Origin of the sequence: Phenylobacterium sp. Root700, from assembly GCF_001429025.1 — a bacterium.
GTDB lineage: Bacteria > Pseudomonadota > Alphaproteobacteria > Caulobacterales > Caulobacteraceae > Phenylobacterium.
Window position 1 is genome coordinate 79,143 of sequence record NZ_LMHT01000010.1, and the last position, 11,570, is coordinate 90,712.

General features: G+C 67.3%; 12 protein-coding genes. 6 read left to right on the top strand and 6 right to left on the bottom strand.

The window, feature by feature from the left end:
• Positions 1–5: 5 nt before the first annotated feature.
• Both ASE02_RS05245 and typA read right to left on the bottom strand, forming a co-directional pair.
• Positions 6–1,316 (bottom strand): sensor histidine kinase, encoded by a 1,311-nt coding sequence (locus ASE02_RS05245; protein ID WP_056731864.1) that lies wholly within the window; start codon positions 1,314–1,316, stop codon positions 6–8.
• Complete coding sequence (gene typA / locus ASE02_RS05250; RefSeq protein WP_056731867.1) at positions 1,316–3,148, bottom strand: translational GTPase TypA; 1,833 nt, start codon at positions 3,146–3,148, stop codon at positions 1,316–1,318. The genes ASE02_RS05245 and typA overlap by 1 nt, the downstream gene beginning before the upstream one ends.
• Positions 3,149–3,555: 407 nt before the next feature.
• Here typA and ASE02_RS05255 point away from each other — a divergent pair, with 407 nt between their 5' ends.
• The 3 genes from ASE02_RS05255 to ASE02_RS05265 all read left to right on the top strand — a co-directional run bounded on the left by ASE02_RS05255 (position 3,556) and on the right by ASE02_RS05265 (position 6,215).
• Positions 3,556–4,827, top strand: a complete 1,272-nt coding sequence (locus ASE02_RS05255) for a DNA recombination protein RmuC (protein WP_056731868.1) — start codon at positions 3,556–3,558, stop codon at positions 4,825–4,827.
• A 15-nt stretch (positions 4,828–4,842) separates the two neighbouring features.
• On the top strand, positions 4,843–5,352 hold the full coding sequence (locus ASE02_RS05260; RefSeq protein WP_056731870.1) for a peptide deformylase: 510 nt from the start codon (positions 4,843–4,845) through the stop codon (positions 5,350–5,352).
• A gap of 107 nt (positions 5,353–5,459) precedes the next feature.
• Positions 5,460–6,215 carry a GNAT family N-acetyltransferase gene (locus ASE02_RS05265; protein WP_056731872.1) on the top strand — a complete coding sequence of 252 codons (756 nt, stop codon included), beginning with the start codon at positions 5,460–5,462 and terminating at the stop codon, positions 6,213–6,215.
• Here the strand turns inward: ASE02_RS05265 and ASE02_RS23155 are convergent.
• Together ASE02_RS23155 and ASE02_RS05270 are read right to left on the bottom strand one after the other, a co-directional pair.
• Positions 6,204–6,326: a hypothetical protein gene (locus ASE02_RS23155; RefSeq protein WP_255354019.1), complete on the bottom strand. Its 123-nt coding sequence runs from the start codon at positions 6,324–6,326 to the stop codon at positions 6,204–6,206. The two genes, ASE02_RS05265 and ASE02_RS23155, sit on opposite strands and share 12 nt — an antisense overlap.
• A gap of 353 nt (positions 6,327–6,679) precedes the next feature.
• The gene (locus ASE02_RS05270) at positions 6,680–7,024 is read right to left on the bottom strand and encodes a hypothetical protein (protein ID WP_056731874.1); all 345 of its coding nucleotides are present in this window, start codon (positions 7,022–7,024) and stop codon (positions 6,680–6,682) included.
• Between the two features lie 87 nt (positions 7,025–7,111).
• On the opposite strand from ASE02_RS05270, the gene fmt reads away from it, so the two are divergent.
• Positions 7,112–8,038: a methionyl-tRNA formyltransferase gene (gene fmt / locus ASE02_RS05275; RefSeq protein WP_056731876.1), complete on the top strand. Its 927-nt coding sequence runs from the start codon at positions 7,112–7,114 to the stop codon at positions 8,036–8,038.
• Positions 8,038–8,775: a tRNA pseudouridine(38-40) synthase TruA gene (gene truA, locus ASE02_RS05280; RefSeq protein WP_056731877.1), complete on the top strand. Its 738-nt coding sequence runs from the start codon at positions 8,038–8,040 to the stop codon at positions 8,773–8,775. The genes fmt and truA overlap by 1 nt, the downstream gene beginning before the upstream one ends.
• A 78-nt stretch (positions 8,776–8,853) precedes the next feature.
• Here truA and dapE read toward each other — a convergent pair whose 3' ends face one another.
• On the bottom strand, positions 8,854–10,002 hold the full coding sequence (gene dapE, locus ASE02_RS05285; protein WP_056731879.1) for a succinyl-diaminopimelate desuccinylase: 1,149 nt from the start codon (positions 10,000–10,002) through the stop codon (positions 8,854–8,856).
• A gap of 386 nt (positions 10,003–10,388) precedes the next feature.
• On the opposite strand from dapE, the gene ASE02_RS05290 reads away from it, so the two are divergent.
• Complete coding sequence (locus tag ASE02_RS05290) at positions 10,389–10,817, top strand: hypothetical protein (protein WP_156405912.1); 429 nt, start codon at positions 10,389–10,391, stop codon at positions 10,815–10,817.
• 39 nt (positions 10,818–10,856) lie between these two features.
• Here the strand turns inward: ASE02_RS05290 and ASE02_RS05295 are convergent, their stop codons facing one another.
• Positions 10,857–11,231, bottom strand: a complete 375-nt coding sequence (locus ASE02_RS05295) for a hypothetical protein (RefSeq protein WP_056731883.1) — start codon at positions 11,229–11,231, stop codon at positions 10,857–10,859.
• Positions 11,232–11,570 lie beyond the last annotated feature (339 nt).

Sequence of the window (11,570 nt, forward strand, 5' to 3'; positions counted from 1 at the left end):
CGGGGTTATTGGCTCCTCGGGAAGAGCACTGCAAAGGCGGCGCCGCGAGTCGGCTGTCCGATTTCGAAACGCCCGCCCAACTGCCTTGCAAGAGCTTCGATGGCTCGCATTCCCAAGCTTTTCTTCGTGTCCGGCGTAAATCCCGCGGGGAGGCCGTCGCCGTCGTCCGAGACAGTCAACCGATAACCTTCACCTTCGGTTCCGAACGCGACCCTGATCCGCGAAGGTCGGTCGGGCGGGCAGCCGTATTTCAAGGCGTTGGTGATCAGCTCGTTGAGGATCAGCGCCAGCGGCACGGCCTGGCGAACATCGAGCACGGCCGATTGGATCTCGGTCTCCAGCGCCACGTCTTCGCGGCCCAGCGACTCGACCAGGTCGCGGGCCAGCGCCTCGGCGTAGTGCCCGGCGTCGAAATAGCCGATGCGGCCGCCGGCCTTGTAGAGCTGCTCGTGGACCCGGCCCACGGCGATGATGCGGTCCAGGGTTTTCTCGAGCGCTTCGCGGGAGTCGGCATGCTCGACGGTTCGCGACTGCAGGCGCACCACGCTGGCGATCTGCTGCAGCGAGTTCTTCACCCGGTGGTTCACCTCGTCGAGCAGCAGGGTGCGGTCGGCGAGCAGCACGCGCAGCCGCTCGGCGGTGTCGGCCTCGACCTCGCGGTCCAGGCTGATGTCGCGCAGAGCCTTGACGAACAGCATGGTGAGCAGGCCTGCGAAGATCAGCAGCGCGGTGATCAGCATGGCGCGGACGGCCGCCACCTGCTTGGAGCGGACGGCCTCGAGCCGGGCCTCCTCGCCCTCCAGTTCGGCGGCGATGCGGCGCACGCCGTCCATGGCGGCCATGCCTTCGCCCCGGGCGATGATCTGGATGGCGGCGCCGGCGGTGCCTTCCCGGCGGGCGGCCATGGTCTGGTCGATGATCGCCAGCCGCGTCGCCATCAGGCCGCGAAGTTGCTCGATACGGCGCTGCTGGAGAGGATTGTCGTCGGTCAGGCGATCAAGGGTGTCGATCTGGCGATGGGCCGCTGTGCGGCTGGACTCGACACGTTCGGCGAATTGACTGTCGCCGGTCAGGATGAAGGCCCGCTGCGCCGACTCCGCGTCGGTCAGGGCTTGCCGCAGGTTATCAATACCGCTGCGGACTTCGTGAGTGTGGCTAAGGGCGGCGGCGGCGCGGTCGTACCAGACGAACGCGCCGCCGAGCGCTGCAAAAGCCAGGAACAGGGCGGTGACCGTGAGCGCGAGCAGGCGAAACGCCCGCTCGCGCGCGAGTTGTCGGTGAGATCCCGAAAGCTCGGCCGGATCGCCCCGCGCCACTACTCCTCCTTGACGCGACGCTTGCGGAAGGAGGGGTTCAGAACCTGCTTGCGCAGGCGGATCGACTTCGGCGTGACCTCGACCAGTTCGTCTTCCTCGATATAGGCGATGGCCTGTTCGAGGGTCATCCGGCGGGGCGGGGTCAGGCGCACCGCTTCGTCCTTGCCGGAGGCGCGGACGTTGGTGAGCTGCTTGGCCTTCATCGGGTTGACGTCGAGATCGTCGGCGCGGCTGTTCTCGCCGATGATCATGCCTTGGTAGGTCTTCTCGCCGCCGCCCACGAACATGGTGCCGCGGTCTTCCAGGTTCCACAGCGCGAAGGCCGCGGTTTCACCGTCGGAGTTCGAGACCAGCACGCCCTTACGGCCGGCGTCGATCGCGCCCTTGTAGGGTTCGTAGTGGCTGAACACGCGGTTCAGCACGCCCGAACCGCGGGTGTCGGTGAGGAACTCGCCCTGGTAGCCGATCAGCGAGCGGGAAGGCGACATCAGGCTGATGCGCGTCTTGCCGGCGCCGGACGGCCCCATGTCCTTCAGCTCGGCCTTACGGGCCGAGAGCTTTTCGATGACGATGCCGCTGAACTCGTCGTCCACGTCGATCATGACGTCTTCGATGGGCTCAAGGCGCTGTCCGGTCTCCGGATCGATCTGGAAGACCACCCGCGGGCGGCTGATCGACAGTTCGAAACCTTCGCGGCGCATGCCTTCGATCAGCACGCCCAGTTGCAGTTCGCCGCGGCCGGCGACTTCATAGGCGTCCTTGTCCGGCGTCTCGGTGACGCGGATGGCGACGTTGGACTGAGCTTCTTTCAGCAGGCGGTCGCGGATGACGCGGCTTTGGACCTTGTCGCCTTCGCGGCCGGCCAGCGGGCTGTCGTTCACCGAAACCGTCATGGAGATGGTCGGCGGATCGATCGGCTGCGCGGGCAGGGCCTCGGTGACTTCCATGGCGCAAAGCGTGTCGGCCACGGTCGCCTTGGAGAGGCCGGCGATGGCGACGATGTCACCAGCTTCGGCGTCTTCGATGGGCTGACGCTTCAGGCCGCGGAACGCCAGGACCTTGGTGATCCGGCCGCGTTCAACTTCCTTGCCGTCGATGCCCAGGGCGTGGATCGCCAGGCCCGGTGTCGCCTTGCCGCTCTCGATGCGGCCGGTCAGAAGACGGCCCAGGAAGGGGTCGTTTTCGATCAGGACGGACAGCATCTGGAAGGGCTCGTCCTTGCGGGCGACGGCCTTGGGCTCGGGCACGTGGTCGACAATCAGGTCGAACAGCGGGGCGAGAGTGTCGTTGGGCTGGGCCAGGTCCAGCGTCGCCCAACCGTTCTTGCCCGACGCATAGATGTGCGGGAAGTCGAGTTGTTCGTCGCTGGCGCCCATGGCCGCGAACAGGTCGAAGGCGTCGTTGAGGACGCGGTCGGGGTCGGCGTGCGCGCGGTCGACCTTGTTGAGGCAGAGGATCGGGCGAAGGCCCATCTTCAGCGCCTTGCCCAGAACGAACTTGGTCTGGGGCATGACGCCCTCTTCGGCGTCAACCAGGAGGACGCAGCCGTCCACCATGCCAAGGATCCGTTCGACCTCGCCGCCGAAGTCGGCGTGGCCTGGGGTGTCGATGATGTTGATGCGGGTTTCACCCGCCTTGCCGTGCCAGAGGACGCTGGTGCACTTGGCGAGGATGGTGATCCCGCGTTCGCGCTCCTGGTCGTTCGAGTCCATGGCGCGCTCTACCGTCGCCTCATTGGCTCGGAAAATGCCCGATTGGGCGAGCAGCTGATCCACGAGCGTCGTCTTGCCGTGGTCGACGTGGGCGATGATGGCGATGTTGCGGAGCGACATTGATTTGGCTTTTGAACGCCCTATTTGGGGAAGCGCGCGCTTTTAGGCGACGAATAGGCAATTAGCCAGCACCTTCTCGCCGCAGCGCCGAACATCGCTATTTTATGATTGTGCGGTGCAGCATTCTGAGCGCGCGGTATGGCGGCCAAAATCTCACTGATTTGTAACGCGATTTTTCAGAGTGTGCGGAAAATGTGATGGGCAAAGCACGATTTCGCTTGGCCTTTTGTGCGTCGCACTCTATAAGTCGAATTGTGAGGCGTCGCTGACGCCTCTGCCCTTCCTGGGCGTTTCCTCCCTAATGAACTGCCGGGCCCTCGGGTCCGGCTTTTTTTTGGCCTGTGGCCTTAGCGCATCGCGCCGGCCCCCGCTAGCTCCGTTGAGCGACTCCGGCTAAAGAACGGAGCATGAACTTCGACTTCGTCCTCATCGCCCTCATCGCCGCCCTTGTCGCGGCCGCCCCCGCGATCGCCTGGGCGTTGATGGAGCGCAGCCGCGCCAACCGGGCCGAGGCCAGGGCCTGGGATCTTCAGGACGCCGCCGCCCGCGTGCGGGTCATGGAAGAACAGAGCGCCAAGAATTCCGCCTTCCTGCAGGCCGAGGCCGCCGCCACCATCGCCGAGCAGGTGATGAAGCGCGCCGACGAGAACTTCCATAATAGAGAGCAGCTCGCCCAGGCGCGCCTGGAGGCCCAGCTCAAGCCGGTCGCCGAGACCCTGGCCAAGTTCCAGGAACAGGTCGTCGCGGTCGAGAAGACCCGCGCCGAGGAGACCGGCGGCCTGAAGGAGCAGATCAATCAGCTGCTGACCGCCTCGATCGCCACCCAGACCGAGGCTCGCAAGCTGTCTGCGGCGCTGCGCCGCGGGGCGGGCGTCCAGGGGCGCTGGGGCGAGCAGACCCTGCGCAACGTGCTGGAGGCCGCGGGCCTTCATAACCGCTACGATTTCGACGAGCAGACCTCGACCGACACCGAAGAGGGCCGCCGCCGTCCCGACGTCACCGTGCGCCTGCCGGGCGGGGCGGTGTTCGTGATCGACGCCAAATGCTCGCTCAACGCCTTCCTCGACGCCCAGGACGCAGTGGACGAGGCGACGCGCGAGGCCTGCTATGTCCGCCACGCTCAGAGCGTGCGCGCCCACATGCAGGGTCTGTCGGCCAAGACCTATTGGGACCAGTTCAACCAGGGTTCGCCCGATTTCGTGGCGATGTTCATCCCCGGCGACAGCTTCCTGGCCGCGGCCCTGGAGCGTGCGCCCGAGCTGATGAGCGAGGCCATGGACCGCCGGGTGCTGGTGGTGACGCCGACCACCCTGTTCGCGCTCTGCAAGGCCGTGGTCTACGGCTGGCGGGTCGAGGAGCAGGCGGCCAACGCCCAGGAGATCTCCAAGCTCGGCCGCGAACTCTACAAGCGGCTGTCGGTGATGGGCGGTCACGCCGCCTCGGTCGGCAAGGCGCTGGAGGCCGCGGTCGGCCGCTACAACCAGTTCGTCGGCTCGCTTGAGACCCAGGTGATGACCCAGGCGCGGCGCTTCGAGGATCTGAAGGTCGACCACGAGGGCAAGGAGATCCCCGAGCTCACGCCGGTGGAAACCGGAATTCGGCCGCTGACCAAGCTGATGTCCGACGCCGATGAGTCCGGGACAGGACACCTCGCCGCCTTGACGGCAAAGGGTCGCTGACCTACCTGCGTTCCTATGGCTATACGTGAAATCCTTGTCGTTCCCGATCCCGTCCTGAAGCTGGTTTCCCAACCGGTCGAGAAGGTCGACGATGAGCTGCGCGCGCTCATGGATGACATGCTCGAGACCATGTACGACGCCCCCGGCATCGGCCTGGCCGCGATCCAGATCGGCGTGGCCAAGCGGGTCATCGTCATGGACATCGCCGGCCCCGACGATCCCAAGGCGCCGCGCTACTATGTGAACCCCGAAATCGTCTGGGCCTCGGAAGAGACCGCGCCCTACGAAGAGGGCTGCCTGTCGATCCCCGACATCTATGACGAGGTCGAGCGCCCGGCCCGCGTGAAGCTGAAGTACCTGGACTACCAGGGCGAGGAAGTCGTCGAGGACGCCGAGGGCCTGTTCGCCGTCTGCATCCAGCACGAGATGGACCATCTCGAAGGCGTGCTGTTCATCGACCACCTGTCGCGCCTGAAGCGCGAACGGGCCGTAGCCAAGGTCAAGAAGCAGTCCCGCGCAGCCTAGGCGCGGGAGCTCGCTCCCACCCACTCCATGATCGCGGCCGCCGAGCGTTCGGCCGCGCCGTCCGCAATGGTCTCGCTCGGGGCGTCGATCCCCGGTAGCGTCGCGCCATGGACCTTGATCTCGTGCTGACCCGCTTCGACGCCGAGGTTCGGGCCGATCCCGCGCCGCCGGCCGGGATCGTCGTGGAGCGCCGGGGCGGGCTGGTCCTGCTGACCGGGGGCTTCAACTATGTTTCCGCCTGGAGCCTGACGGCGCAGAGCATGGCCGCCGCCATCGCCGAGCAGGCCGCGTGGTTTCGGGCGCGCGGCGAGGCGCTGATGTGGCGCGTCTACGATCATGACGGGCCGCCGGGCCTCGCCGCCTGCCTGGCAGAAGCGGGCTTCGCCCCGGACCCGCAGGGCACGCTGATGTTCTACGATCTGGCCGAAGACCTGACCGCCGATCTCGCGGACGGAGGGGAGGTGCGCCGGGTGCGCACGCTGTCCGACCTCGACGGTTTCGTTCGCGCGGGCGGCAAAGCCTTTGGCGAGGAGGAGGCCTGGCAGCGGGAGGCCTTCGCCAAACAGCTGGAGGATCCCGCCATGGCGCTGTTCGTCGCCTGTGTCGGCGGCGAGGCCGTGGCGTCGGCGCGGCTGGAGATGGCGGCGGGAAGCGCGTTCGGCCAGCTGTTCGGGGGCGGCGTCGCGCCGGCACATCGCAGGCAGGGCCTCTATCGGGCGCTGGTGGCGGCGCGGGTCGCCGAGGCCAGGGCGCGCGGCCTGGCCTATCTCAGCATCGAGGCGCGCGACACCAGTCGGCCGATCCTGGAACGGCTGGGGTTTGTGCCGGCGGGCCGGGAAACGACCTGGACGCTACGCCCTTAGGCGCATCGCGGACTTGCGGCTGTGGTGGGTCAGGGCCAGCGAGATGCAGTGGCTGACCACGTCCTCGTCCAGCGGCGCCGCGGCGTCGAAGACCAGCGCGCTTGCCCTCATAGGTCAGGGCCTCGCCATAGAGATCGCGGAACCTCGCCAACAGGTCGGTCTGGCAATGAACGTAGAGGGCGTACCGGTCTCCCGCGCCCTTCACGGCGTCTATCCGGATGGTGCTGCCGCTGCGGCTGACCGGTGTGAGATAGCTGGGCTGGCCCCAGCGCAGGGTCTCTTCGATCTCGCCGACGCCGGGCGTCGCCCTGGCGGTCGCCAGGATCAGGTCGCGCAGGGCCAGGAGCCGCGTGCGGACAGGTTCGCGATAGGCGGCGAAGACGGTGTCGATCTGGCTGTGACCTGGCATCTGTCCCCACCCGACGATCGCCTCCCGGGAGCGTGCTCCCGGGACGGCGTCGCGTCTAGTGCGTCGCTGCGGCCTTATCGGCCGGGGTCGGCGCGGTGGCGTCGTGGATCGCGGCCTTGGTGTCGCGCGCCGCGTCCTTGGCCGCATCCTTGGCCACGGCTCCGGCGTCCTTGGCCGCGTCCTTGATGTCGGCGCCGGCCTGTTTGACCTCAGGACTGGTGGCCATGTCCTTGGTTTCGGCGGCCAAGTCCTTGGTCTCAGCGGCGACCTTGTCGGCGGCTTCCTTGGCCTCGGCGGCCGCCTGGTCGGCGGAAGCCTTGGCCTTGTTCTGGTCGGCCTGCGAACAGGCCGAAAGGGCCAGACCGGCGACGGCGAAGCTGATGATCAGTAGTTTGCGCATGGTTTTTCTCCCTACCCGAGCAGCCAATGAAACGGCGAAGCTTGCGTGTGGTTCCTAAAACCGCGCGTCGCGGCTAAACCCAGCGTGATGCGTATCGCCTTTCTCGGAACTCCGGACTTCGCCGTCGCCGCCCTGGACGCCCTGGTGGCGGCTGGGCACGAGGTCGCCTGCGTCTATTCCCAGCCGCCCGCGCCGCGCGGGCGTGGGCAGGAGCTGAAGCCCTCGCCGGTCCACGCCTATGCGCTGGAGCGCGGCATTCCCGTGCGCACGCCGGTCTCGATGCGCGATCCCGATGAGGTCGCCGCCTTCGCCGCCCTGAACCTCGACGCCGGGGTGGTGGTGGCGTTCGGCCAGATCCTGCCGTCGGCGGTGCTGGACGCCCCGAAACTGGGCTGCTTCAACCTGCACGCCTCGCTGCTGCCGCGCTGGCGGGGCGCCGCGCCGATCCAGCGGGCGATCATGGCGGGCGACAAGCTGACCGGCGTCGAGGTCATGCAGATGACCGAGGGCCTGGACGAAGGCCCAGTGCTGGCCTCCGAGAGCCTGCGGATCGACGCCCTGGAAACCGCCGGAACCCTGCATGACCGGCTGGCGCAGGTCGGCGCGGGCCTGCTGGCCCGCACCATGGCCGCCGTCGAGCGCGGCGAGGTCGCGGCCACGCCGCAATCGCCGGACGGCGAAACCTACGCCAAGAAGATCCGCCCCAAGGAGGCCCGCATCGCCTGGGCCAAACCGGCCGCCGAGGTGGACCGCAAGATCCGCGGGCTCTCGCCGTTCCCGGGCGCGTGGTTCGAACTGCCGACCGAGAAGGGGCCGCTGCGGGTGAAGGCGCTGTTGTCGCAGATCGAGGACGGCGCCGGCGCGCCGGGCGAGGCCCTGGACGATGCTCTGCTGATCGCCTGCGGCGAGGGCGCGGTGCGCCTGCTGCGCGTGCAGCGCGAGGGCCGGGGGCCGCAGGACGCCCAGACCTTCCTGCGCGGCCTGGCCGTTGCTGCTGGGACCCAGCTCCCCTGATGCCGCGCTACCGTCTGACCATCGAATATGACGGCCGGCCCTATAAGGGGTTCCAGGCCCAGGACGAGCTGCCCTCGGTGCAGGGTTCGATCGAGCGGGCGGTGAAGGCGTTCAGCGGCGAGACCCTGCGCCTGCAGGCCGCCGGCCGCACCGACACCGGCGTCCACGCCACCGGCCAGGTGATCCATGTCGACCTGCAGCGCGAATGGCGGCCTGAGGTCGTGCGCGACGCCTTGAACGCCTATCTGGTCCCCGAGCCGATCGCGGTGATCGACGCGATGGTGGCCGAAGGCGACTGGCATGCGCGGTTCTCGGCGACCGAGCGGCGCTACATCTACCGCATCCTCAACCGCAAGAGCCCGCCGGCCCTCGACCGGGGCAAGGTCTGGCATGTGAAGAAGCCGCTGGACGCCGCAGCGATGCACGAAGCGGCCCAGGCCCTGATCGGCCATCACGACTTCACCACCTTCCGCCACATGCAGTGCCAGGCGAAGTCGCCGATGAAGACCATGGACGTGGGGCGCGTCTGGCGCGAGGGCGAGCAGGTGCTGCTGGAGTTTGCCTCGCGGTCGTTCCTGCACCGCCAGGTCCGCTCGATGACCGGCACCCTGGCCGAGGTCGGGATCGGGCGTTGGAGCGCCGCCGACGTGAAGGACGCGTTGGAAGCCCGCGACCGCAAGGCCTGCGGTCCGGTGGCGCCGGCCGACGGGCTCTATCTGGTGGGCGTGAAGTACTGAGGGCGCCGTCACGCCCCTCGTCATCCTCCGGATCAGCCTACGGCTGACCGGAGAATGACGAGGGGGATGGTGCGAGCCTTAGCCGAACGCGGCGAAGTACCGTTCGATCACGCGCTCATAGACCCGCTGCAGATTGCGGATCTCCTCGACCGGCGCGCGTTCGTCGACGGCGTGCATGGTCTTGCCGACCAGGCCCAGCTCAACCACCGGGCAGAGGTCGCGGATGAAGCGGGCGTCCGAGGTGCCGCCGGTGGTGGAAAGCTCGGGCGCAGCGCCTGAGACGTCCTGCACGGCGGCGGCCACCACGTCGGTGAAGGCCCCGGGCTCGGTCAGGAACGCCTCGCCGCTGACCACCGGCTCGACCTTGATGGTCCCGGCGAAGCCTTCGGCGGCCTTGGCGGCCTCCCCCTCGATCCAGGCGGCCAGCTCGGCGCCCTTGTGGGAGGGATTGAAGCGGATGTTGAGGCGGGCCTTGGCCTGGGCTGGAATGACGTTGGTGGCGCCGTTGGCGACGTCCACCGTGGTGACCTCCAGGTTGGAGGGCTGGAAGCCGGTGTAGCCGTCGTCCAGCACGTGGTTTTGCAGCTTGGCCAGCAGGTCGACCAGCACCGGGATCGGGTTGGCGGCGCGGTGCGGATAGGCGACGTGGCCCTGGCGGCCGTCGACGGTGATCCAGGTGTTGATCGAGCCGCGCCGGCCGATCTTGATCATGTCGCCGAAGGTCTCGGCGCTGGACGGCTCGCCGACGATGCAGTGGTCGAGGATCTCGCCCTCGGCCTTCAGGGCCTCGACGACCATCTTGGTGCCGTGGGTGGCCACGCCCTCTTCGTCGCCGGTGATCAGGAAGGACAGCGAGCCCTTCACCTGACCGGCGGCGATGGCCTTGCCGGCGGCGGCGGCGAAGGCGGCGACGGCGCTCTTCATGTCCACCGAACCCCGGCCGATCAGCATGCCGTCGACGATCTCGGCGGCGAAGGCCTCGCGGCTCCAGGCGCTAGCGTCGCCTACCGGCACGACGTCGGTATGGCCGGCGAAGCAGAGGTTCGGCCGCGCGGTCCCGTAGCGGGCGTAGAGGTTCTCGATCTCTCCAAACCGCATCCGCCGGCAGGCGAAGCCCAGCCCCTCCAGGGTGCGCTGGACGATGTCCATCGCGCCTTCGTCGGCGGGGGTCACCGACGGGCGACGGATCAGTTCCTGGGTGAGGGCGACGGGATCAAGCTCGGACATGGGTCGCTGGTAGCCGTGCGGCGCGCGCGGAGCAATGGCCCGAGTCGGGGGGCGTCAAGTGGGCGTGCCCGAAATGGGCGGGCGATTTTGAGATTTATGACCCGAAGTGGGAAGCAACGGCATCGACCCGGCGTGAAAGATGAAGAACTATCAACCATCCGCTGGGGTGTGCCGACGTTATGTTCCCGTTTCGACGTAAGAAGAAAACTACAAGTCCCGAGAAGAAAATCGAAGATATCATCGATGTTCTTTCCAAGGGCGGCGTGATCCGTGGAAATGATATTGCGCTTCGCAACACCATTCTGAAATCAGCGCCCCAGATATCGGCCAGCGATCACATCTATTTTGCTGTCAGATCCGTCGCCGCGGACGGTCGCCAGCATGTGATGCAGTACGCCTTTGTTGACGACCGAGGGAATGTCGCGCTCAGCGCCTTCGTGCGGTCGAAGAGCCCGGCGACGATGTATGGCGGCGCGGCCAGCGAGGACCTCTCGGTCGAGCCGATGGACGAGGCGGTGTTCGCCAACCTGGCGGTCAGGCTCTGCGCCGGCGCGACGCTGGTGGCCTTCCACCGAGTGCTGCAGACCGGGTTGCTGCCCGACCACGCCATGGCTAGCGCCGCCGGCTCGGAGTGCGTGTGGCGGCGGTTCCAGGCGGTGGCGCGCCGCAAGGGCATCCGGCTGTCGCGTCACGAACCGCTGACGCTCAATGATTGCCTGGAGAAGCTGGGCATGGCCCCGCTGGAGACCGACGACGCGGCGATGCGCGCGCTCGCCATCCGCGCCCTGTGGCGCCAGCTCGATGATGTCGATTGAGTTTGGACTTAAGGGCCAGCCCGCGACCGGGCTGCCCGCCTAGCGTTCCGCCTGGACCGCGTCCCAGAACAGCGGCTTTAAGTCCGTGAAGCACTGGTCGACGTCGTAGCCTTCGCCCAGGGTGAACAGGCCGTCGTCCTCGCGAACCAGATAGCCGCGCTCCACCAGGGCCAGCAGCTTGCGACGCGTCGTCTCGCGCGGGATCTGGGTGATCTCGGCCAGGCTCAGGGCGTTCAGGCCCCGGCGGCGGCGGAAGGTCTGCGGCGGGCGCGGCCCGCGCGGCAGGGACTCCGAAATCTCGGCCAGCAGGAAGATCAGGTAGAGCAGGTACTGGTCCAGATCGCCGTCGAACTTCGAGCGGATGCGGATCATGGTCGCCGAAAGGTGGCCGCCCCAGCGGTAGAAGAACCGCATGGCGTCCTGCTCCAGATAGCCTGGTCTCGGCTCCGCCCAGGAGGCGGTTTCGGAGACGACGCTGTCCTCCGCGCGAGGTTCCGGCGCGAGTGACGCAACAGCTTTGAGCGAAGGCGCTGGATTCATAGGGCGGGCCTTGCGTTAAAGTTAATCGAAGTTAACTGTAATCGGCATAGCAGTGGTCTAACCGTCCAAAACAGAAACGACTCTCACGGAAAGAGTCGTGTTGTTTCAATCAGAAGCTTGGTTACGTGCGATGTCATGCTTACTTCGCTTGGTAAGCTACATATTCACCCTGTAGGCGAGAAGCGATTGCTATGGTAAACGGCGGAGCGAGGT

Coding starts and splice junctions, on each gene's coding strand:
- ASE02_RS05265 (WP_056731872.1), top strand. CDS start 5,460: ATGGACCTTGATCTCGTGCTGACCCGCTTCGACGCCGAGGTTCGGGCC.
- ASE02_RS23155 (WP_255354019.1), bottom strand. CDS start 6,326: ATGAGGGCAAGCGCGCTGGTCTTCGACGCCGCGGCGCCGCTGGACGAG.
- truA (WP_056731877.1), top strand. CDS start 8,038: ATGCCGCGCTACCGTCTGACCATCGAATATGACGGCCGGCCCTATAAG.
- ASE02_RS05255 (WP_056731868.1), top strand. CDS start 3,556: ATGAACTTCGACTTCGTCCTCATCGCCCTCATCGCCGCCCTTGTCGCG.
- ASE02_RS05270 (WP_056731874.1), bottom strand. CDS start 7,024: ATGCGCAAACTACTGATCATCAGCTTCGCCGTCGCCGGTCTGGCCCTT.
- typA (WP_056731867.1), bottom strand. CDS start 3,148: ATGTCGCTCCGCAACATCGCCATCATCGCCCACGTCGACCACGGCAAG.
- ASE02_RS05290 (WP_156405912.1), top strand. CDS start 10,389: ATGCAGTACGCCTTTGTTGACGACCGAGGGAATGTCGCGCTCAGCGCC.
- dapE (WP_056731879.1), bottom strand. CDS start 10,002: ATGTCCGAGCTTGATCCCGTCGCCCTCACCCAGGAACTGATCCGTCGC.
- ASE02_RS05295 (WP_056731883.1), bottom strand. CDS start 11,231: ATGCGGTTCTTCTACCGCTGGGGCGGCCACCTTTCGGCGACCATGATC.
- ASE02_RS05260 (WP_056731870.1), top strand. CDS start 4,843: ATGGCTATACGTGAAATCCTTGTCGTTCCCGATCCCGTCCTGAAGCTG.
- fmt (WP_056731876.1), top strand. CDS start 7,112: ATGCGTATCGCCTTTCTCGGAACTCCGGACTTCGCCGTCGCCGCCCTG.